Source organism: Lysobacter panacisoli (genome assembly GCF_009765165.1).
Taxonomy (GTDB): domain Bacteria; phylum Pseudomonadota; class Gammaproteobacteria; order Xanthomonadales; family Xanthomonadaceae; genus Lysobacter_J; species Lysobacter_J panacisoli.
Genome location: NZ_VLNU01000001.1, coordinates 1,069,860 through 1,089,465, shown reverse-complemented (window position 1 = coordinate 1,089,465; position 19,606 = coordinate 1,069,860). Strand labels below are relative to the sequence as shown.

Annotated in this window: 21 protein-coding genes; 12 read left to right on the top strand and 9 right to left on the bottom strand. The window is 67.9% G+C overall.

All coding sequences use genetic code 11. The features are described 5' to 3' along the window. Positions 1 to 26 precede the first annotated feature (26 nt). Positions 27 to 1,394, top strand: coding sequence for an alpha/beta hydrolase family protein (locus FOF45_RS05315; RefSeq protein WP_158982952.1), 1,368 nt, complete (start codon positions 27 to 29; stop codon positions 1,392 to 1,394). A gap of 43 nt (positions 1,395 to 1,437) precedes the next feature. Here FOF45_RS05315 and FOF45_RS05310 read toward each other — a convergent pair whose 3' ends face one another. Both FOF45_RS05310 and gcvA read right to left on the bottom strand, forming a co-directional pair. Then, positions 1,438 to 1,923, bottom strand: a complete 486-nt coding sequence (locus FOF45_RS05310; RefSeq protein WP_158982951.1) for a VOC family protein — start codon at positions 1,921 to 1,923, stop codon at positions 1,438 to 1,440. 89 nt (positions 1,924 to 2,012) lie between these two features. Further along, the gene (gene gcvA / locus FOF45_RS05305) at positions 2,013 to 2,969 is read right to left on the bottom strand and encodes a transcriptional regulator GcvA (protein ID WP_158982950.1); all 957 of its coding nucleotides are present in this window, start codon (positions 2,967 to 2,969) and stop codon (positions 2,013 to 2,015) included. A gap of 99 nt (positions 2,970 to 3,068) precedes the next feature. Here gcvA and FOF45_RS05300 point away from each other — a divergent pair, with 99 nt between their 5' ends. Together FOF45_RS05300 and FOF45_RS05295 are read left to right on the top strand one after the other, a co-directional pair. Beyond that, on the top strand, positions 3,069 to 3,890 hold the full coding sequence (locus tag FOF45_RS05300) for an MBL fold metallo-hydrolase (protein WP_158982949.1): 822 nt from the start codon (positions 3,069 to 3,071) through the stop codon (positions 3,888 to 3,890). Beyond that, positions 3,887 to 4,741 (top strand): MBL fold metallo-hydrolase, encoded by an 855-nt coding sequence (locus FOF45_RS05295; RefSeq protein ID WP_158982948.1) that lies wholly within the window; start codon positions 3,887 to 3,889, stop codon positions 4,739 to 4,741. Before FOF45_RS05300 ends, FOF45_RS05295 begins: the two co-directional genes overlap by 4 nt. Positions 4,742 to 4,774: 33 nt before the next feature. Here FOF45_RS05295 and FOF45_RS05290 read toward each other — a convergent pair whose 3' ends face one another. Next, positions 4,775 to 5,317: a riboflavin biosynthesis protein RibA gene (locus FOF45_RS05290; RefSeq protein ID WP_158982947.1), complete on the bottom strand. Its 543-nt coding sequence runs from the start codon at positions 5,315 to 5,317 to the stop codon at positions 4,775 to 4,777. A gap of 237 nt (positions 5,318 to 5,554) precedes the next feature. Between FOF45_RS05290 and FOF45_RS05285 the strand changes: the two genes are divergently transcribed. The 6 genes from FOF45_RS05285 to FOF45_RS05260 all read left to right on the top strand — a co-directional run bounded on the left by FOF45_RS05285 (position 5,555) and on the right by FOF45_RS05260 (position 12,820). Beyond that, entirely contained in the window at positions 5,555 to 7,339 is a 1,785-nt protein-coding gene (locus FOF45_RS05285; protein WP_158982946.1) for a serine hydrolase domain-containing protein, read from the top strand. Between the two features lie 260 nt (positions 7,340 to 7,599). Beyond that, on the top strand, positions 7,600 to 9,696 hold the full coding sequence (locus FOF45_RS05280; protein WP_233264056.1) for a TonB-dependent siderophore receptor: 2,097 nt from the start codon (positions 7,600 to 7,602) through the stop codon (positions 9,694 to 9,696). Next, a complete protein-coding gene (locus FOF45_RS05275; RefSeq protein WP_158987238.1) occupies positions 9,696 to 10,646 on the top strand; it encodes an alpha/beta hydrolase in 951 nt (316 codons plus the stop codon). Before FOF45_RS05280 ends, FOF45_RS05275 begins: the two co-directional genes overlap by 1 nt. Continuing rightward, positions 10,643 to 10,927: a hypothetical protein gene (locus FOF45_RS05270; protein WP_158982944.1), complete on the top strand. Its 285-nt coding sequence runs from the start codon at positions 10,643 to 10,645 to the stop codon at positions 10,925 to 10,927. The genes FOF45_RS05275 and FOF45_RS05270 overlap by 4 nt, the downstream gene beginning before the upstream one ends. Continuing rightward, positions 10,924 to 11,226 (top strand): hypothetical protein, encoded by a 303-nt coding sequence (locus FOF45_RS05265; protein ID WP_158982943.1) that lies wholly within the window; start codon positions 10,924 to 10,926, stop codon positions 11,224 to 11,226. Before FOF45_RS05270 ends, FOF45_RS05265 begins: the two co-directional genes overlap by 4 nt. Positions 11,227 to 11,236: 10 nt before the next feature. After that, positions 11,237 to 12,820 (top strand): PepSY-associated TM helix domain-containing protein, encoded by a 1,584-nt coding sequence (locus tag FOF45_RS05260; RefSeq protein WP_158982942.1) that lies wholly within the window; start codon positions 11,237 to 11,239, stop codon positions 12,818 to 12,820. 9 nt (positions 12,821 to 12,829) lie between these two features. Here the strand turns inward: FOF45_RS05260 and FOF45_RS05255 are convergent, their stop codons facing one another. The 4 genes from FOF45_RS05255 to FOF45_RS05240 form a co-directional block, all read right to left on the bottom strand. Further along, positions 12,830 to 13,198 carry a hypothetical protein gene (locus FOF45_RS05255; RefSeq protein WP_158982941.1) on the bottom strand — a complete coding sequence of 123 codons (369 nt, stop codon included), beginning with the start codon at positions 13,196 to 13,198 and terminating at the stop codon, positions 12,830 to 12,832. Between the two features lie 52 nt (positions 13,199 to 13,250). Continuing rightward, on the bottom strand, positions 13,251 to 14,027 hold the full coding sequence (locus FOF45_RS05250; protein WP_158982940.1) for a LytR/AlgR family response regulator transcription factor: 777 nt from the start codon (positions 14,025 to 14,027) through the stop codon (positions 13,251 to 13,253). After that, entirely contained in the window at positions 14,020 to 15,285 is a 1,266-nt protein-coding gene (locus tag FOF45_RS05245) for a sensor histidine kinase (protein ID WP_199244434.1), read from the bottom strand. Before FOF45_RS05245 ends, FOF45_RS05250 begins: the two co-directional genes overlap by 8 nt. 196 nt (positions 15,286 to 15,481) lie before the next feature. Then, on the bottom strand, positions 15,482 to 16,285 hold the full coding sequence (locus tag FOF45_RS05240; RefSeq protein ID WP_158982939.1) for an SDR family oxidoreductase: 804 nt from the start codon (positions 16,283 to 16,285) through the stop codon (positions 15,482 to 15,484). A gap of 234 nt (positions 16,286 to 16,519) precedes the next feature. Between FOF45_RS05240 and FOF45_RS05235 the strand changes: the two genes are divergently transcribed. From FOF45_RS05235 to FOF45_RS05225, 3 genes are all read left to right on the top strand, one after another. After that, a complete protein-coding gene (locus FOF45_RS05235) occupies positions 16,520 to 17,167 on the top strand; it encodes an alternative oxidase (RefSeq protein WP_158982938.1) in 648 nt (215 codons plus the stop codon). Further along, on the top strand, positions 17,164 to 17,403 hold the full coding sequence (locus tag FOF45_RS05230; RefSeq protein WP_158982937.1) for a DUF6522 family protein: 240 nt from the start codon (positions 17,164 to 17,166) through the stop codon (positions 17,401 to 17,403). The genes FOF45_RS05235 and FOF45_RS05230 overlap by 4 nt, the downstream gene beginning before the upstream one ends. A gap of 64 nt (positions 17,404 to 17,467) precedes the next feature. Further along, entirely contained in the window at positions 17,468 to 18,259 is a 792-nt protein-coding gene (locus tag FOF45_RS05225; protein ID WP_158982936.1) for a TOBE domain-containing protein, read from the top strand. Here the strand turns inward: FOF45_RS05225 and FOF45_RS05220 are convergent. Then, complete coding sequence (locus FOF45_RS05220; RefSeq protein ID WP_158982935.1) at positions 18,249 to 18,899, bottom strand: ATP-binding cassette domain-containing protein; 651 nt, start codon at positions 18,897 to 18,899, stop codon at positions 18,249 to 18,251. The two genes, FOF45_RS05225 and FOF45_RS05220, sit on opposite strands and share 11 nt — an antisense overlap. Further along, positions 18,886 to 19,602, bottom strand: coding sequence for a molybdate ABC transporter permease subunit (gene modB / locus FOF45_RS05215; protein ID WP_158982934.1), 717 nt, complete (start codon positions 19,600 to 19,602; stop codon positions 18,886 to 18,888). Before modB ends, FOF45_RS05220 begins: the two co-directional genes overlap by 14 nt. Positions 19,603 to 19,606: the final 4 nt, after the last annotated feature.

Below are 19,606 nucleotides of genomic sequence, written 5' to 3'. Positions count from 1 at the left end.
GCCACGCACAGGCAGGGAATCGCACGATGGCATCGAAAGCGCGCAAGGTGTTGGTCGTCTCGCTGGTGGCCGTCGCGGCCATCGCCGTGGCCGGCTACTGGTGGACGCGTCCGGAGAAGGACAAGCCGATCGACCCGCGCATGGCGTGCCATGTCGCTCCGTACCGTCTCGACGACGGACGCATCGTCGACATCTCGCCGACCAGCGATGGCGGGCTGCGCTGGCGCGCGATGGACGGACGCACCGGCCGCTTGCAGCAGGATGACGCCGGCAAGTGGAACGGCACGATCGGCTGGAGCGATCGTGCGGATCCGACAGTCGTGCAGCTCGGCACGTGCAGCGCTCCGGCGATGACGTTCGAAGGCCATCGCGGCGAGAAGCTTACGTTCGTCGCGACCGAAACGCGTTTCCAGGGCAACGGCGAAATGCTCGCCGGCCGACTGGTGATGCCACCGGGCGACGCGCCGGTGCCGATCGCAGTGCTGGTACACGGGTCGGAGCGTTACTCCGCGCGCACCTTCAACTACTTCCAGCGCCTGTTCGCGGCCAACGGCATTGGCGTGTTCGTCTACGACAAGCGCGGCACCGGCGACAGCACCGGCACGTACAGCCAGGACTTCCACCTGCTGGCCGACGACGCCGTCGCCGCGTTGAAGGAAGCGCGTCGCCTCGCCGGCGCGCGCGCCGCGCGCGTGGGCTTCATGGGTGGCAGTCAGGCCGGATGGATCGAGCCGCTGGCCGCGACGCAGAGCGACGCGGAATTCGTTGCCGTTGCCTATGGACTGGCCGACACGCCGCTCGCCGAGGATCGCGATCAGGTGAAGCTGGACCTGATCGCCGCCGGCCACGGCCCCGACGTGCTGGCCAAGGCGCGTGAAGTCACCGACGCGACCGGTGCGGTGATGGTCGCCCGCTTCAAGGACGGCTACGACCGCCTCGACGCGGTGAAGGCCAAGTACGCCGGCGAGCCGTGGTGGAAGGACATGAAGGGCGAGTTCACCGGCGAGCTGGTCCGCTATCCGGGCTTCGCGCTGCGCATGTTCGGACCGATGCACGACGAAGGCACGTCGTGGGAGTACGAACCGATGCCGGTACTGCAGTCGGTGAAGCAGCCGCTGCTATGGATCATCGCCGGCGCCGACCGCGAGGCGCCGCCGGAGGAAACCCGTCGTCGCCTGCTGGTCGTCGCGAAGGACAAGCCGAACGCCACCGTGGTGGAGTTCCCGGGAACCGACCACGGCATCATCAAGTTCGATGAAGTCGACGGCGAGCGCATCGGCACGCGCATGTCGGACGGCTACATTCCGATGCTGGTGGACTGGATCCGCGACGGGAAACTCGCCGACGCCGCGTATGGCGATGCCCAGGTGCTCGCGCGCGCGAGCGCCGAGTAACACTTCGCGCTTCCCGCGGCTGCGTGCCGCGGGATGCCCGCGATCAGCCCTTGGCGCTGCCGACGGCGCGATCCAGTGCAGCGATGTCGATGTTCTTCATCTCCATCATCGCCTGGAACGCGCGCTTCGCCGTTTCGCCGCCCTGTGCCATCAGGTCGGTCAGGCGCCGCGGCGTGATCTGCCACGACAGTCCGTAGCGATCCTTGCACCAGCCGCACACGTTCTCCTCGCCGCCATTGGTGGTGATGGCGTTCCAGTAGCGGTCGGTCTCCGCCTGGTCGTCGGTCGCGACCTGGAAGCTCACCGCCTCGTTGAACTTGAACTCGGGGCCACCGTTCAACAGGACGAAGCGCATGCCGAGGATGTGCATTTCCACGGTCAGCACGTCACCCTCCTTGCCCGCGGGATAGTCGCTGGGCGCGCGCATGACGGCGTCGATGCGGCTGTCCGGAAAGGTGTCGGCGTAGAAGCGCGCGGCCTCCTCGGCGTCGCCATTGAACCAGAGGCAGGGCTGCAGCTTGGGAAGCATGGCGGGCGACCTTGAGAAAGGGAGCCACACCCTAGCGCGAGGTTTCTTGGGTCTGCGTGAAAGAACCGATGTCGCGATCGAATGCGTCGCTAACTCGGCGCGTTGACCGCATCAGCGGTGGCTTCCTCGCGCAACCAGCGGCAGAACGCCTCGGCAGCGGCGTTGTCCGCACCCTCGCGGCGGACGATCCAGAAGGCGTACGCATTGGGCAGAACCGCGTCGAACAGCCTGACGAGACGCCCGCGCTGCAGGTCTTCCTCGACCAGCGGCGCGATGCCGAGCGCGACGCCGTGCCCCGCGGCGGCCGCTTCCTGCGCAAGGTAAATGCTGGCGAAGACCGGGCCGCGGCTCGCATCCACGTCGCTTGCGCCGACCGTCTGCAGCCATGCGGCCCAGTCCGGTACGCCGGGACGACCAACGGCGCTCTCGTCGTGGAGCAGCGTGTGATGGCGCAGATCGTCGGGACGCGCGAGCGGCAATGCCGCATTGTCCAGCAACGACGGCGCACACACGGGAAACACCGGTGCGTCCATCAGACGCTCCGCGCGCACGCCGGCGTAGCCACCGGCGCCGTAGCGGATGGCGACGTCGATGCCGCCGTGCACGAAATCGGCGTGCTCGTTGCCGGTCTCGATGCGTACCTTCAGGTCGGGACGCCGGCGGTGGAAGCGGTGCAGTCGCGGTGCCAACCATTTCGCGGCGAAGGATTCCATCGTGCTCACGCGCAGGTGCGTGGTCGTTTGCACCATCGCGCGGTCGAGTGCGAGATCCAGCTGGCCGAACAGCTCCGTCAACGATGCCGACAGCGCTTCGCCCTCCGCGGTCAGCTGGATCGCGCGGTTGCCGCGATGGAACAGCTTCACGCCCAGGTAGCTTTCCAGGTGCTTGACCTGGTGGCTGATCGCGGCCGGCGTCACGAACAACTGCGCCGCCGCGTCCTGGAAGCTGAGGCATCGCGCGGCCGCTTCGAAGGCGCGCAGCGCGTTGAGCGGGGCGGGATGGCGGGGCTTCACGAGCGCCTTCGGCGTGGCGGATGCGGATTGCATCCTATCAACTCAGATTTTCTAAGGCGAACCGCAAAACATTTCGTTTGTCGCGCCGCGCGACGTTCGTGACGATGACGCCATCCTGACGGAGGCTTCCCAATGAGAACGGAAGAACTGGCCCGCGATGTGCTGATGTTCGTCGGCGACGAGCTCCAGTCCGTCGCGACCGCATTCATCGACGGCGACGACGTGGTGCTGGTCGATTCGCTGTCCGGCGTGGACGACGCGCGCCGCATGCGCGAGGTGCTGTGCGACGAGATGCGGAAGACCGTGCGCGTGGTCGCCGCGACCCACTACATGAGCGACCACATGGCCGGTCTGTCGATGTTCCCCGATGCGCTGGTGTTCGCGCATCGCCATCATCGCCACGCCTTCCTGTCGCAGAACCGCCCGGTCGAGGCGCTCTATCGCGATCCGAAGATCGTGTTCGACAACATGGCGATGCGCTGGGGGCGGCACGAACTGCGCTTCCTGCACAATCCCGGCAAGACTATGGACCACGTCAGCGTGGATGTGCCGACCGCGGACCTGGTCTGCGCGGGCGACAACATCGTCGGCAACATCGTCTATCTATCGAAGGCGGATCCCGCGCTGATGCGCGCGGCGATCGGGCGGATTCGCCAGTTCGGGCGCGGCACCGTCGTGGGCGGGCACATGGGCCGGTTTCCTGCGGTCGTGCTCGACAACGCGATCCATTACCTCGACCACGTCAAGGACATCGTCGTGCGCATCCGCAACGAGGCGCCGCCGATGGAGATCGACGATCGCATCGCTGCGATCCCCATCGAGGACTGCGTCGCGCCGGGCGTCGTGCCTGCCGCGTTCGAGCGCGAATGGCACCGGCACACGCTCGAGGCCATCGTCGCGCAGTCGACGTTCGCGCTGGATGCGGCACTGGCGACGCGGGAACGCCGCGCATGAGCGGCGGGCCGAACGCGACGAACATGCACCGGCGCACGTTCCTGTCGGCCTGCGCCGCGATGTCGGTCGCGTCGCTCATTCCGGGCGGGCGCGCCTTCGCGGCGCCTGGCGTGGCGAGCCTGCGCGTCCAGCGCCTCGCCTGGGCCGGCATCCGCCTGCAACTGCCGGAGGCGACGCTGTTCCTCGATCCACTGGTCAATCCGGACGCATGGGGACCCGCGCTGAAGGACACGCTGGTGCCGGTGGACGACGCGGTTGGCGACACCTACGTGCTGGTCACGCACGCACATCCCGACCACTTCGATGCGAAGGCTGCTGCGGATGCGCTCGGAAAGGGCGGTGCGTTGATCTTTCCGAGCGGTACCAATCCCTTGCCGATCCCGCCGGGCGCGCGTGCGCGCGCGGCCGCATCGTGGGAGCCGCAACTGCTCGGCGACTTCACCGCGACCGCGGTGCCTGCGTCGGATGGCTATGGCGATCCACAGGTGTCGTGGGTGGTGACGGCGGGAGGCCGCCGCATCTTCCACGGTGGCGACACGCTCTGGCACGGGCACTGGTGGCGGATCGGTCGCCAGTTCGGTCCCTTCGACGCGGCCTTCCTGCCGGTCAACGGCGCGCGCTTCGGCTGGCGCAAACCGGTCAGCGGGCAGCCCGGCGTGCTTACGCCGGAACAGGCGGTGGCGGCCGCGAACATTCTAGGCGCGCGCCGCCTCGTGCCGATCCATTACGGCGTGTCGGGAATGGCGGAGTACGTGGAAGTCGAGGATCCGATCGGCCGCCTGCGCGCCGCGGCACGCGGGACGTCCGTGCAGGTGCAGCCCATCACGCCGGGCGATTGGCTGGCGTGGTGACGATGCGATGTCGCGCACCGCGCCGGCCTGATCTCACAGGGTCGAAGTGACATCGCCTCCGCGCGCGCGCAGGAACTCCGCCGCATGCGCGCGCTGTTCCGCAGTGAGCGCATGCACGACGACGGTCGTGTTGCCGGCGTCCATCGCGTCGTGGGCGGCTTCGACGTAGCGATCGTGGTCGGGCCGCAGCGAAACGAGGCCGCCCAGCATCAGGCCGCCGACAGCACCGAAGAAGATCAGGATCAGCAACGCCGCCAGCCAGGAGTTGACGATGAACGGCAATCCGATCGCGTAGAGAACGCCGAACGCGATCGCGCCGAGCACCGCACCGATGATGCCGAGTCGAATGTGCGCGACGACGATCGTGCGCCAGATGCCCTGGCTTTCCGGTTCCAGCTTGCGACTGGAACGCGGCTCGCCGGGGCGGATCAACTGGACCTGCGCCGGGCCGAGCGAGAGTTCGGTGAATACCGCGTCCGCCGCCTGCTTCGCCGTGCTTGCCGAAGTGAATACGGCCGCGACCTTGTGATTGGACAGCTCGCCGGTGATCGGCGAGGTAGGAGAGGCTTCCTGCATGGATGTACTCCATGTGGGTGATCCGATCATCGCAAACAGCCCGTCCCCGGGACGTGATCGGCACCGGACCGGCGATTTGCGGGGTTCCGGTGACCATCGACACACGACCTCGTGCCATGCCGACCCGATACTGCGGGCATCGTCCAGACAGGGATCGTCGTGGTGACTCCTGCTCGCAAGGCTTGCGGCGCGCTCCGGCGGGTTCGCCACGTTCCGTTCACATTGCTGCTCTCGCTGGTGCCACTGCTCGCATCGGCGGGTGCATCGCGCACGGACGCGACCTTGCACGAGTCGATGGCGGAGGCGCTGACGTTGCAGGGATTGCAGGGGGCGGTGTGGTCGACCGTCTCGTCCGACGGAACCGTCGCCGTCGATGCCGCAGGAACGCGCGACGCGACGACAGGCGCGGTGTTACGCGTACAGGACCGGGTGCATGTCGGCTCGGTGGCCAAGACCGTGCTGGCGACCGGCGTGCTGCAACTGGTCAGCGAAGGACGTTTCGCGCTCGATACCCCGGTGTCGCAACTTCTGCCAGGCGTCGCGTTCGACAATCCCTGGGCAGCGCACAGTCCCGTGCGAATCCGGCACCTGCTCGACCACACGGCCGGCCTCGACGATGCACGGCTGGCCGACATGTTCAGTCTGCGTGCGCGCGCCGACGCTCCACTGTCGACGTTCCTCGATGGCCGAACGTTGCGCGTGCGCAGTCGTCCGGGCAGTCGCCATTCGTACTCGAACACCGGCTATGCGCTGCTCGGCATGGTGATCGAGGCGACCACGGGTGCGCGCTACGAAACGTACCTGCGCGACCAACTGCTGCACCCGCTCGGCATGCACGACAGCACCTTCGCCTTCACCACGCAGGCGGGGCCGCACGCGGATCCGCGCCTGGCGATGGGTCACTTCGAAGATGGCGCCGCACACGCGGCGGTGCCGATGTTCCTGCGCCCGGCGGGTCAGTTCACGACTACGGCAGCGGACATGGGCCGCTTCGCCCGCTTCCTGATGGGCGACGGAACCATCGACGGCAGGCGACTGGTCGACGCCGCGCTCCTGCGTGCGATGGGTCGTCCGCACGGAACGGAAGCGGCGCGCTCCGGACTGCGCGTGGGTTACGGCCTCGGCATGGCCACGCGCGACCGGCACGGCGCCGTCGGCGTGTGCCACGGCGGAAGCACGGTGGGCTACCGCGCCATGTTCTGCCTGTTTCCCGAGCATCGACGCGCGTTCTTCGTGGCCATCAACGCCGACCACGAGAGTGCCGACTACGGGCGGCTCGATCGCCTGTTGATCCAGTCGCTCGACGTGAGCCGACCATCCATCCCGCCGGATGCGTCCAGTGCTACGGACGCATCGGCATGGGAGGGCTACTACGTGCCCGCGCCAAACCGTTTCGCCCGCCTGGAATGGATCGACACCACGCTGAACTTCGCGCGGCTCGGCAGCGATGGCGCGGCCTTGCGCTTCCAGCCACTGCAGTCCCCGGCACTGACGCTCGCGCCAATGGGCGGCGCGCTGTTCCGCGCAGACGATCGGACGATCGCATCGCACGCGGTGTTCGTCGCCGCGAACGGCAATCGCGCGATCAGCACGGGCCTGCAAACCTACGAGCGCATTCCGCGGGTGAAGCTCCTGGCGCTCTGGACCAGCCTGGTCGCGGGCCTGCTGGGGATGGCGTGGCTGCTCGTCGTGGGACTGGCGCGCATCGCCGGAGGCACCAGGGCGTTCGTGAAGCAGCCCGTGATGGTCCCGTTCCTTGGCATCGTTGCTTTGCTGCTTCCGCTCCCGTTGTTCCTGCGCCAGTCGTTCCTCGCGATGGGGGATCTCACGCTCGCCAGCGGCACGCTCGCAGTTGTCAGCGCGCTCTTGCCGGTGACGATGGCGGCGGGCCTGATCCTCATCCTGCGTCGTCGCGTGTGGTCCGCGACGGCCGTGGTCGATGCACTGGCAATGGCGGGAGTCCTGCAATGGACGCTCGTGCTGGCCTGCTGGGGCCTGATGCCGGTGCGGTTGTGGGTTTGATGATTGCGGGCGTCCGCCCATCATTTGATCCAAGTCAATTGAGAATAGTTCTCATCTGATAACATCCTGTTCATCAGCCGCTGCGCCTGCAGTCAGCCAACCCTCCCTCTCGTTACGGTTGGCCCGTGTCCTCGAATCCTTCCTTCCGCGGCCTTGCGCGCCGCGCGCTCCCCCTTTGCCTCGCGTTTGCCCTCACCACTCCGCCGGCTGCATTCGCACAGGCTGTACCGGCCGAATCCGCTGGCGGCACGGCCGATGCCGTGACGCTCGATACGGTCCAGGTCAACGCGTATCGCACCACCACCCACACCCAGGGCGCGACCAAGACCGATGCGCGAATCGACGAAACGCCGCAGTCGGTATCGGTGATCGCGCGCGAGGAACTCGACGCACGCGGCGTGCAGAACCTCAACGAGGCGATGCGCTATGTCGCCGGCGTGTCGCTGGAAAGCACCGGCATCGACAACCGCGTCGACGACTTCCGCATCCGCGGCTACGACGCCGGCAGTTGGAGCAACAACGTCACCCTTGATGGCATGCGCGCGCCGCAGGGTGGGCAGTGGAACCGCACCATGTTCGACAGCTGGAATCTCGAGCGTGTCGAAGTGCTGAAAGGCCCGTCGGCCGTGATGTACGGCCAGGTCGCTCCGGGCGGCATGGTCAACCAGGTCAGCAAGACGCCGACGCCGGGGCAGGAGCAGACCGCGCGGCTCGGCATGGATGCGAACGGCCAGTACAGCGCGGCGTTCGATCTGGGCGCTGGCACGGACGACGACGCGCACCTCATGCGTCTGGTCGGCCTGTACCGCGATGGCGACACGCAGATCGACCACACGCAGCAGGAACACTGGTTCCTCGCGCCGAGCTACACGTGGCAGATGGCCGAGCGCACGCGGCTGACGCTGCTGGGTCTGTACCAGCGCGACGACGGCGGCTCGACCTACCAGTTCCTGCCGATGGACGGCACGCTGCGGCCCACGCAGTACGGACGCATGAAGAACACCACCTTCATCGGTGAACCCGACTGGAACACGTTCGACCGCACGGTGTGGACCGCGGGCTGGCTGTTCGAACACGGCTTCAACGCGGACTGGACGCTGAGCCAGAGCGCGCGCCGCACCCATGTCGATTCGCTGTTCCGCACGGTCGTCACCAACGGCGCCCTCAATCCCGACGGACGGACACAGAACCGCCGCGCGACCTGGGGTGAAGGCGATTCCGACGGAGACACCATCGACACCCGCGTGCAGGGCCACTTCCGCACGGGCGCGCTCATGCACACGCTGCTGTTCGGCGTGGACTGGCAGAAGGCCGACTGGGACAGCGGTCGCGGCGCGATGACCAATCCGGCGCCGATCGACATCTTCGATCCGGTCTACACCGGCTACGTGCCGGTCACGCGCACTGTCGGCCTGTCGCGCGGCACCAACGAACAGACCGGCGCGTACCTGCAGGACCAGATCGCACTGGGCAACTGGCGCTTCCTGCTCGGCGGCCGCTACGACTGGACCGAGGACGACACCGCCACCGCCACCACCACAGTCGCCACCGGCGCGACCACGCCGTGGGCGCGCACGCGACTGAAGAACGAAGCCTTCACCGGCCGCGCCGGCGTGCTGTACGCGGGTGAGGGTGGCTGGTCGCCGTACCTGAGCTACGCCGAGTCGTTCCAGCCGTCGACCACCGACGTCAACCAGAGCTTCACGCGCACGCCGTTCGATCCGATCACAGGCCAGCAGTGGGAGACCGGCGTGAAGTTCGAGCCGTCGGGTGTCGATGGCCTGGTGACTTTCGCCGCCTACGACCTCCGGCAGCAGAACATCCTCACCGACGACCCGGATGCGACCCACGTCAACTGTGGCGCCACCGGCGCAGCTCGCTGCCAGGTTCAGAGCGGCGAAGGGCGCGTGCGTGGCGTCGAGATCGAAGGACGCATCACACCACTCAGCGGCTTCAGCGTGATCGGCGCGGCGACGTGGATGGATTCGAAGGTCACGCGCGGTAATGCGGCAGTGCAGGGCAAGCAACTGGCGATGGTGCCCGACTACACCGCCTCGTTGTGGGCCGACTACACCTTCCAGAGTGGCGCACTGGCCGGCCTGGGCGTGGCAGCGGGCGCACGCTACAACGGCGAGAGTTTCGGCGACAGCGCCAACCAGTTCCTGATCCCATCCTACACGCTGTTCGATGCTGCCTTGCGCTACGACCTCGGCGAGATCGGCGCGGGCGCCGCGCAGCTGGCGCTCAATGTCAGCAATCTCTCGGACAAGACCTACGTATCCACCTGCAGCGGCGTGTCGTCGTGCTTCTACGGCACCGGTCGTACCGTGACCGCGACGCTGAGGTTCGCGTGGTGATGCGTGCTGTGCTGGTGCGGTTCGCGCTTGCGCTCGTCGCCTTCGCCATGCTGGTTGCGCCCGTCGCGGCGCAGCCCGATCCGTCGCGTCGCATCGGCGTGACCGTGGCCGACACGGGCGCGCCGGGCTACCGCTTCGAGCAGCTCCGCATCGACTCGACCGACGGGCAACGGCACTACCGCGTTCGCGTGGCCGTGCCGACACGGGATGCGCCGGGTCAAGGATTTCCCGTCGCGTACCTGCTCGACGGGAACGCCGCGCTGATGGAAGTCGATGCCGCGCTACTGGCGCGGCTCGCGGACGCGCCACGACCGCCGGTGATCGCGTTCATAGGCTACGACAACGATCTGCGCATCGATCCGGACAATCGCGCGTTCGACTACACGCCGCGTCGTCCGGGCGGCGACGACGCGCAGCGCGATCCGATCGGCGAACGCCGCAACGGCGGCGCCGATGCGTTCCTCGGGTTGATCCAGCAGACCATCGCGCCACGTGTGGAGGCGATGGCAAAGGTCGATCCACACGCGCGCGCGCTGTGGGGGCATTCGTACGGCGGCGTGTTCGTGCTGCACGCGTTGTTCACCAGGCCGGATGCCTTCGATGTCTACGCCGCAGCCGATCCGTCGCTGTGGTGGGGCAGCGGCTACCTGCTGAAGGAGGAGGCGTCGATGAAGGCTGGCGCCCGGCCGAACGTGCGGCTGTGGGTCGGTGAGGGCGCTCAGGCGGATGACGCACGGCGCCCACTGCCGGGACGCGATCCCGCAGCAGTGCAGGCGATGCGCGAGGCGCGGGCCAGCGTGCCGCCGGATGCGACGGCTCAGCTGGCGCAGCGCCTGCGCGAACGCGGATTACCGGTAGCGCTCACGACACTGCCCGGGATGTCGCATGGGCAGACGCTCGGCGCTTCATTGCCTCTGCTGTTGGAAGAAATCGCGGGCGCCTCGCCGTGATCGTCTGGTCCCTGTCCGCGTCGGCCGCGCTGGCGATACTCGGCGCGATACTGCTGTACATCGCATCGCCGCAACAGCAACTACTGCGACGCGGACCGTGGCCAACGCGCGCACACGGATGGCCGGGGACGCTGTGCGTGCTGGCCTCGCTGGCGCTGCTTTGGCCACGGATGGGATCGGCTGCCGCGGTGGCGACGTGGTTCACGCTGCTGATGCTGGTGTGGACGTTGATCCCGTTCGCGGGCGCGTGGTGCGCGCGTCGTCGTGAGCATGCGCGATGAGCGACGCACGCATCCGCCTGCAAAGCCGTCACTGGGCCGGCAAGAGCGTGGCCGGCCTCGTGCTGGGCTTCGGCCTGTCGCTGGCGCTGTCGGGTCTGTTCGCATGGCTCAGCCCCCACGGTATCGACGGGGGTGCGGGCAAGATCCAGTTCACCATGTGGCTCATCGCCCCGATCTGGTGCGGCGTGCTCTCGTTCGTGTTCCTGTTCCGCGACAGCCTGCGCGCGTGGTGCTGGCTCGGTATGGCCAATGTGGCGGCGTTCGGACTGCTGTGGCTGGTACGGAGCGCGATGTGGTGAGGAATCGTGCATGAAGATCGGCAGCGACATCGTCAAGGTCTACAAGGACGTGCACATCTGGGTGGGCATCGTCGCCGGGCTGATGCTGTTCGTCGCGTTCTACGGTGGCGCGATCACCATGTTCGAGAAGCCGCTGGAGCGGTGGGCGACGCCGCCTTCCTCGCTCGCCGCGCCGCCGCCTCTGGAGCGCGCGCCGGAGCTGGTGAGTGCCGTTCTCGCCGCGCATCCGGAAGCCGCCAGGCATTACCTGGTCATGGTCGAGACCGCACCCGACGCGCCCGCGCGCGTGATGTGGCGCGTGCCGGGCGAGATCCGCCGCCAGTTCACCGAGTACGCTGCGAGTTTCGACGCCGACGGAAAGCTGCAGGTCGAACGCGTGCGAAAGACGCCCGTCGCGCAGCTGATCGACACCCTGCACCAGCACGTCGGCCTGCCATTCCCGGACGTCGTGTCGCGCAACATGATGGGCGTTGTCGCGCTGCTGTACGCCGTTGCTCTGGTATCGGGCGTGATCGTTCTGTTGCCGACGCTCGTGAAGGACCTGTTCGCGCTGCGTGTCGGTCGCAACATCAAGCGCATGTGGCTCGACGTGCACAACGCGCTCGGAATCGTCAGCCTGCCTTTCCATCTGGTGATGGCACTGACCTGCGTCATCTTCGCCTTCCACGATCCGGTCTACGCCCTTCAGGACAAGATCGTGTATCCGAACGGAATCCAGTGGGGCGAGGAACACGCCCCCGCGCAGCCGACCAACAGCACGCCGCTGCCGCCCGCCGAGCTGCTGCGCCGTGTCAACGAACAGCTGCCGGCGTTCCACGTGTATGGCTTCAGCTTCGAGCAGCACGAAGGCCGACTGGAAGGCCGCGTGACCGGCCTCGACATCCGTTACGGCACACGTGCGCGGACGTACTCCAGCACGCACTTCGATCCGTATACGGGCGAAGTGGATACGCACGACCTCCCCGGGCATATGGACGATTGGGATACCGCGGTCAACGCGTTCTTCATGCTCCATTTCGGCAGCTTCGGCGGCAACACCGTGCGCTGGATGTACCTGCTGCTCGGCCTCGCAGGCGCGATGCTGTTCTACACCGGAAACCTGTTGTGGCTGGAATCACGCCGACGCAAGGAGCGCGGTACCGCGCCAGTGGTGCAGAAGCGTTCGACGCGGGTGATGGCGAACCTCACCGTCGGCGTCTCACTCGGCTGCGTGGCGGGCATGTCGGCGACGATCGCCGCGACCAAGTGGTTGCCTGCGCGCGTGGCGGATCTTGCGGCCTGGCACGAGGGCATCTACTTCGCGGTGTTCACGCTCGCGATCGCATGGTCGTTCCTGCGCGGTGCCGCGCGCAGTGCCGCCGAACTGCTGTGGCTCTGCGCGGCGCTAACGCTCGCCATTCCGCTGTCGAGCCTCGCCGGCGTGTGGGGCGTCGGTGGTACGTGGAACCATGCCGGAGCCGGCTGGGTGATCGACCTCAGCGCGACGGTTGCCGTGCCGGTGTTCCTGCTGATCGCCGCGCATAGTCGGCGTCGCATGATGAAGGGACATGCGGACAGCGTGTGGTCTCCACGAACGGTGCCCCTGCCTCCATGATGGCGGGGTTCACTGCCCCGCCTTCGGCGCCGGCATCTCGCAGCCCGATCCTGCAGTCGCGTCCTCGTCGCTGACGCACAGGCGGAAATCCTTCAGGCCCGCGATCTGGCGGCTGTCGCCGTTGGCGACGGCGAAGTGTTCGATCGGCTGGGTCGCGCAGGGGCCGTTCTTCGTGTCGCATTCGCGCGGGAACAGCGTGTAGTAGCAGTGGCCGCTGGCGCTGCGCAGGCATTCGAAGCGGGCGACGCCGGCCTCCACCGTGGCCTTGCTGTAGAGCGAGTAGACGCCGTCGATGCCGACGCGGTCGACGAAGGTGCTGCGGCCGACGTCGCAGCCGAACAACGAAAGTACGAAGTAAAGCAGTGCCGAGAGCTTCATGGTTCACCTCGAAGAGGGTGGCGGTCCGGTGCCGGAAACCAGGCGTTGCGGGCTACATGTGGCGGAACAGGGTCATGAACGGCGCGCTGACCGCGAGCGTTTCCGGGCGCGTCTTCAGGCGCACCGTGCCGCGGCCGGTGTCGTCGCGGACGATGCCCGCGATCGCCTTGAGGTTCACGATCGTCGAGCGGTGGATCTGCTTGAACGTGGACGGATCGAGCACCGCGAGCAGTTCGCGGATCGGCGTGCGCAGCAACGCTTCGCCGTCGGCGGTGACGACCGTCGTGTACTTGTTGTCGGCGCGGAAGTACGCGACTTCATCGACCAGGATCAGACGCGTCTCGCGACCGGCGCTGGCGGTGATCCAGGTCAGCGGTGGCGTGGTCGCCGCCGCGGCCGGGCGCGCGCCGAGGCGTTCGAGCAGGGCCGCCAGCGCGGCCGCATCGTTGTTGCCGGTGCGTGCCTGCAGGCGCTGTACGGTCGTGGCCAGGCGCGCGGGCGTGATCGGCTTGAGCAGGTAATCGACCGCGCCGCGTTCGAACGCGTCGATCGCGTACTGGTCGTACGCGGTGACGAACACGATCTGCGTGTGCGGCGTTTCCTCGACAGCGGCGGCGGCGACTTCCAGTCCGGTGAGCCCCGGCATGCGGATGTCGAGGAACGCGACCTGCGGCTTGTGTTCGGCCAGCGCTTCGAGCGCGCTGGCGCCGTCCTCGCATTCGGCGACGATCTGCAGTTCGGGCCAGGCCTGGCGCAGTTGCCGGACCAGCGCTTCGCGCAGCAGCGTTTCGTCTTCGGCGATGACGCAGGTGAAGACGGTGTCAGACATGGCGGGCCTCCTGTCCGGGGACGGGCGGCAGGGCGGGCGGGACGGAGAGCGTCGCCGCGACGCCGCTGGGGAAATTCGCGACCACCGACAGCGCGCCGTTCGCCCCGTAGATCAGGCGCAGGCGTTCGCGCACGTTCTTCAGGCCGATGCCGGTGCCGCTGTTCTTGGTGCTGAAGCCGTCGCCGTCGTCGGCCACGGTGATCGCCACGACGTCGTCGCTGCGGCGTGCACGAACCCACACGGTGCCGCCGCCCGTACGCGGTTCCAGACCGTGCTTGATCGCGTTCTCGACCAGCGTCTGCAGCACCATCGGCGGCAGTGGCGTGGCGCGCAGGTTCTCCGGTACGTCGACTTGCACCGACAGGCGCGGACCCATGCGGATCTTGAGGATTTCAAGGTAGGCGAGCGCGCGTTCCAGCTCCGCGCCCAGCGTCGACATCTCGTTGTCGGCACTCGGCAGCGAGCGGCGCAGGTACTGGATCAGGTGACCGAGCATCTCGTCGGCGCGCAGAGGATCGCTGCGGGTCAGCAGCTGCGCACTGGCGAGCGTGTTGTAGAGGAAGTGCGGCTCGACCTGCGCGTGCAGCAGGCTGAGCTTGGCGACGGTGAGTTCCTTCTCGGTCGCGGTCTGCGCGGCGGCGTTCTTCTCGTTGCGACGGCGCTCGGCGACGCGGCGGCTGATCGCGCGCGTGATCGCTTCGGCGTTCTCGAAGTTGGTGCCGTCGTCGACCAGGAACCAGTCGGTCCACGCGGGGCTTTCCGGTTCACAGATCAGCGTGACGCTGGCGCTGTCGCGGCCGGGCAGGACCGTCGCGTGGATCTGGTTCTGCGGCGTGCCGAACCAGCGCATGGGGTTCCAGCGGCCGAGCGGAACCTGCGCGTAGTTGTCCGGGCGGGTCACCTTGGCGCGCAGCTGCAGGCTGTCGCGCGCGCTTTCGACCTGCTGGATGCGCGGCAGTTCGCGCACGGCGGCATCGATCAGGTCGAACGCTTCGCCTGCTTCGAACGGGATCTCGATCTGCCGGCGCTGGCGATTGCCGAGCGCTTCCTTGTCGATGCGGCCGGCGATGAGCTTCACCCGGCCCAGGTGCGAGGACGCGCCGGTCACCACCAGCGCCATCGTCAGCATCCCCGCGATGATCATCGGCCATTCCATCCGGCCGAGCAGGGGGATGTCGGACCAGATCGCGGCCGCCAGCAGGACCACGAGCATCCAGGCGATGGCGATGCGCAGGATGAAGGCCAGACTCTTGAACACGTGGCGCGCCCGGATTCGATGGATTGCGGCGGAGCATAGCGAGCCGCGGCCGGAAAGGGCCGGGATTGCGACGAACCGGGGGGCGGGGCGACGAAGCGGGGGATGCGTGGAGCGAACGCGAGCGGGCGGTGGCCCACCGCAGGGCGGTTGCGGCGCTTCCCCGGATCGCCCGGGGCGTTACCCGGCCCGGCGTGGGTTATCGCACCCGCGCGATCGGATCGGGATGATGGACGTGCGGCATCTCGATCGAACCGGACTGGACTTCGTGCAGCCAGTCGCGGAAGTGGGTCGGTGCGATACGCGCTTCGCCCTGGGGCGTCAGCACGTGGTCGTCGAGGATCGCGCCGTAGTAGCGCGCCTCCGGGTCCGCCACCACGGCGCGGTCGTCCTGGTAGCTGTACATGGCCCACTGCACCAGTTCGTTGAGCTTGTAGGCATCGGGACCGGCGATCTCCACCGGCTCGCGCGAGGGCGGGCTCGCCACCAGCCCGGCCAGCTCCGCGGCGACATCGTCTGCCGCCACAGGCTGCACCTGTGCGGGCGGCAGGTGCACGATCGACTGACCGCTGTGGGGCGGGATGATGCTGGCCATGAACTCGAAGAACTGCGTCGCGCGCACCAGCGTGTGCGGCACGGCCGCCTGCTGAACGAGGCGCTCCTGCACCTGCTTCGCGCGGAAGTAGGGGCTGGTCTGCAGGCGCTGCGTGCCGACCACGGAGAGCGCGATGTGGTGCGAGACGCCGGCGCGTTCGCCGGCCGCGAGCAGGTTGTCGCTCGAACGGCGGAAGAAGTCGGTGACGTCCGGTTCCTCGAACGACGGCGCATTGGTCACGTCGACCACGGTGTGCGCGCCGCGCAGCGCGTCGTCGAGGCCGGCACCGGTGACCGCGTCCACGCCGGAGCGGCGCGATACGGCGAGCACGTCGTGACCGTCGCGCTGCAAGCGCGTCACCAGTCGGGATCCGACGAGGCCATGCCCACCGACGACGACGACCTTCATGTTCGACTCCTTCGTGGGCCCATTCAGCGAATCGCCGATGCATGGCGCATCGCTTCGCACCGTCGGGACCATACGGCCGCCCGTTGCCGCACGGAAGGTGCGATCGCGGAATCCCGTGTTGCCCGGCGCGCAACAATGCATCGCCATCGCGTTGACATAGGTCAATTGAAAGCGCCGATGCCGCACCTATCGTCTGCGCATCGGCCGGCTCCCCGTTCGGCCCGGAGATTCCAGATGAACGCTGGACACGCCATTCCGGTGGACCTCCATCACCCGGTCCGCAACCTGTCCGATCGCGTCGCCTACGGCACCACGCGCGTGCTGCGCTTCTTCGCCGACACGCTGTTCGCCAAGCGCTACGGCAATCGCGCGATCGTGCTGGAGACCGTCGCGGCCGTGCCGGGCATGGTCGGCGGCGCGCTGCTGCACCTGCGCTGCCTGCGCTGGATGCGCGACGACGAAGGCTGGATCCGCACGCTGCTCGACGAAGCCGACAACGAACGCATGCACCTGATGACGTTCATGGAGATCGCGCGGCCGAGCTGGTTCGAACGCATGATGGTGCTGATCGCGCAGGCGCTGTTCTTCACCTTCTACCTCCTGCTGTACGTGGTGTCGTCGCGCACCGCGCACCGGCTGGTCGGCTATTTCGAGGAAGAGGCGGTGGTCAGCTACACGCGCTATCTTGAGGAGATCGATGCCGGCCGCATCGACAACGTGCCCGCGCCACAGATCGCCATCGACTACTGGAAGCTGCCGGCGAACGCGCGCCTGCGCGAGGTCGTCATCGCCGTGCGCGAAGACGAAGCCGGACACCGCGACGTGAACCACGCCATCGCCGGGCAGTCGTCGGGCACGGTACCGAGCACGCACGCGCTGTGAGCGATGGAGCAAGACAGCCGGCGCCGCCCGCGCTGGAGATCGACGGCGCCCGCGTCGCGCACGAACTGGGCATCGAGGTGTCGGAGTTACGGCAGCTGATGGACGACAAGCGCATCGCCGTGCTGTGCGAACGCGGCACCGGCGAGGACGAAGGCACATGGCGCGCGAGCTTCTACCTCGGCAAGAAGCGGGCGCGTTTCATGTTCGATCGCGCCGGGCGCGTCTTGGCGGATTGAACGTGTCACGGAGATCCGCCGCGGTGCTGCGGTAAGCTGCACCCAGACCACCGACGCCAGGCCCATGCGCATCCTCAGCTCGTTGACCGTCGAGGCCACGCACGGCGCATTCGGCAGCCGGCGATGGATGGAGCTGCTTTCCGCGCTGGGTACTGAGCCATCGATCGCCGCGGCGGCGCGACAGGTCGGGTTGAGCTACAAGGCCGCGTGGGACGCGGTCGAGGCGATGAACAATCTCGCCGATTCGCCGCTGGTGACGCGCGTGGTGGGCGGCAGGGGCGGCGGCGGTGCGCAGCTGACGCCCGACGGACAGCGACTGGTCGCCACCTGGCGTGAGGTCGAGGCCGAGAACGCCCGCTTCATCGAACAGCTCAACGCACGCATCGCTTCCGCCAGCCACGATCTCAACATCCTCGGGAGGTTCGCCATGCTGACCAGTGCCCGCAATCATCTGTCCGGCCGCATTGCGCGCATGACCCACGGCGCGGTGAACGACGAGGTGGAGCTCGAACTCTCCGGTGGCGGCAGGATCGTCGCGATCGTCACGCACGAAAGCGTCGAGCGCATGGAACTGGCCGAAGGCGGTCGCGCGATCGCACTGGTGAAGGCGTCCAGCGTGATCGTCGGTACCGACCTCGACGGCGTGCGGCTGTCCACGCGCAACCAGTTGCCGGGCACGGTGACGCGCGTGACGCCGGGTGCGGTGAACACCGAGGTGGTGATCGAGATCGCGGGCGGAAACTCGATTGCCGCGATCATCACCAACATGTCGGCCGAACAGCTGAAGCTCGCGGAAGGCGTAAAGGCCACCGCGTTGTTCAAGGCGTCGAGCGTGATCCTAGCGGTCAGTCCGTGACGTCGGCGAGCAGCCGGCCGCGCTCCATGCCCAAGGCGCGGTCGGCGAGATAGTCCAGCTCGCTATGCGCGTGGGTGACGTAGAGCATCGGGATCCGTGTTTCGTCCTTGATGCGCTTGAGGAACGGCAGGATCTGCTGCTTCAGCCGGTCGTCCAGCGACGACAACGGCTCGTCGAGCAGCAGCAGCTGCGGCGAATACAACAACGCGCGGCCGAGCGCGACGCGCTGGCGTTCACCGCCCGACAGCAGCGTCGGACGCCGGTCGAGCAGCGGCGTGAGCTCCAGCAGGCCGGCCACGCCGGCGAGATCGAAGCGGCGCATGTCAGTGGCGATGCGCGAATGACCGTAAAGCAGGTTCTGGCGCACGGTCAGGTGCGGAAACAGCTGGCCGTCCTGGAAGACGAGGCCGACATGGCGATCCCAGGTCGGCACGAAGCGGCGCGTCGCGGTGTCGACGAGCACGCGATCGCCCAGCCGCACCTCGCCGCGCGACGGCGCCAGCAGTCCGGCGAGCAACGCCAGCAGCGTGCTCTTGCCCGAACCGGACGGGCCGTACACGCCGGTCACCCCCGCGCCGACGGTGGCGCGCGTGCTCAGCTCGAAACCGCCGCGTGCGAACTGCAGGTCAAAGCTCAGCATGCGGACCCCGGTCGAGATACCCGAGTCGGCGCTCCGCGCGCAGGCTGATACAGCGGCTCACCAGCAGGGCCGCGACCGCCAGCGCGATCGACAGCAGCGACAGGCGCAACGCCGCCGCTTCGCCGTCGGGGAGGTGGGTCAGGCTGTAGATCGCCAGCGGCAGCGTGCGCGTTTCGCCGGGAATGTTGCCGACGAAGGCCATCGTCGCGCCGAATTCGCCCAAGCTGCGCGAGAAGCACAGGATGCAGCCGGCGATCAGACCCGGCGCCGACAACGGCAGGGTCACGCTGAAGAAGGTGTCCCACGGTTTCGCGCCGAGCGTGGCCGCGGCCTTCTCCAGGCGCGGATCGATCAGGCGGATCGCGAGCCGGATCGGCTGCACCATCAACGGAAAGGCCATCACCGCCGAGGCGATCACCGCGCCTTTCCAGGTGAAGGCGATCACGATGCCGAACACGTCCTGCAGCCAGCCGCCCAGCGGGCCCTGCGTGCCCAGCAGCAGGAGCAGCAGGTAGCCCGGCACCACCGGCGGCAGCACCATCGGCAACTGCACCAGCGTGTCTATCCACACCTTGCCGCGGAATTCGCGCCGCTCCAGCAGCCAGCTCAACGCGATCCCGAACGGCAGGCACGCCGCGGTGGCGCACAGCGCGACCTTCGCCGACAGCGCGAGCGCATCCCATTCTTCGGGCGAAAGCCACATCGTC

Excerpts from the sequence above, each read along its gene's own strand:
- FOF45_RS05315 (WP_158982952.1), top strand. The coding sequence starts at position 27 with ATGGCATCGAAAGCGCGCAAGGTGTTGGTCGTCTCGCTGGTGGCCGTC.
- FOF45_RS05310 (WP_158982951.1), bottom strand. The coding sequence starts at position 1,923 with ATGCTTCCCAAGCTGCAGCCCTGCCTCTGGTTCAATGGCGACGCCGAG.
- gcvA (WP_158982950.1), bottom strand. The coding sequence starts at position 2,969 with ATGCAATCCGCATCCGCCACGCCGAAGGCGCTCGTGAAGCCCCGCCAT.
- FOF45_RS05300 (WP_158982949.1), top strand. The coding sequence starts at position 3,069 with ATGAGAACGGAAGAACTGGCCCGCGATGTGCTGATGTTCGTCGGCGAC.
- FOF45_RS05295 (WP_158982948.1), top strand. The coding sequence starts at position 3,887 with ATGAGCGGCGGGCCGAACGCGACGAACATGCACCGGCGCACGTTCCTG.
- FOF45_RS05290 (WP_158982947.1), bottom strand. The coding sequence starts at position 5,317 with ATGCAGGAAGCCTCTCCTACCTCGCCGATCACCGGCGAGCTGTCCAAT.
- FOF45_RS05275 (WP_158987238.1), top strand. The coding sequence starts at position 9,696 with ATGCGTGCTGTGCTGGTGCGGTTCGCGCTTGCGCTCGTCGCCTTCGCC.
- FOF45_RS05265 (WP_158982943.1), top strand. The coding sequence starts at position 10,924 with ATGAGCGACGCACGCATCCGCCTGCAAAGCCGTCACTGGGCCGGCAAG.
- FOF45_RS05260 (WP_158982942.1), top strand. The coding sequence starts at position 11,237 with ATGAAGATCGGCAGCGACATCGTCAAGGTCTACAAGGACGTGCACATC.
- FOF45_RS05255 (WP_158982941.1), bottom strand. The coding sequence starts at position 13,198 with ATGAAGCTCTCGGCACTGCTTTACTTCGTACTTTCGTTGTTCGGCTGC.
- FOF45_RS05250 (WP_158982940.1), bottom strand. The coding sequence starts at position 14,027 with ATGTCTGACACCGTCTTCACCTGCGTCATCGCCGAAGACGAAACGCTG.
- FOF45_RS05240 (WP_158982939.1), bottom strand. The coding sequence starts at position 16,285 with ATGAAGGTCGTCGTCGTCGGTGGGCATGGCCTCGTCGGATCCCGACTG.
- FOF45_RS05235 (WP_158982938.1), top strand. The coding sequence starts at position 16,520 with ATGAACGCTGGACACGCCATTCCGGTGGACCTCCATCACCCGGTCCGC.
- FOF45_RS05225 (WP_158982936.1), top strand. The coding sequence starts at position 17,468 with ATGCGCATCCTCAGCTCGTTGACCGTCGAGGCCACGCACGGCGCATTC.
- FOF45_RS05220 (WP_158982935.1), bottom strand. The coding sequence starts at position 18,899 with ATGCTGAGCTTTGACCTGCAGTTCGCACGCGGCGGTTTCGAGCTGAGC.
- modB (WP_158982934.1), bottom strand. The coding sequence starts at position 19,602 with ATGTGGCTTTCGCCCGAAGAATGGGATGCGCTCGCGCTGTCGGCGAAG.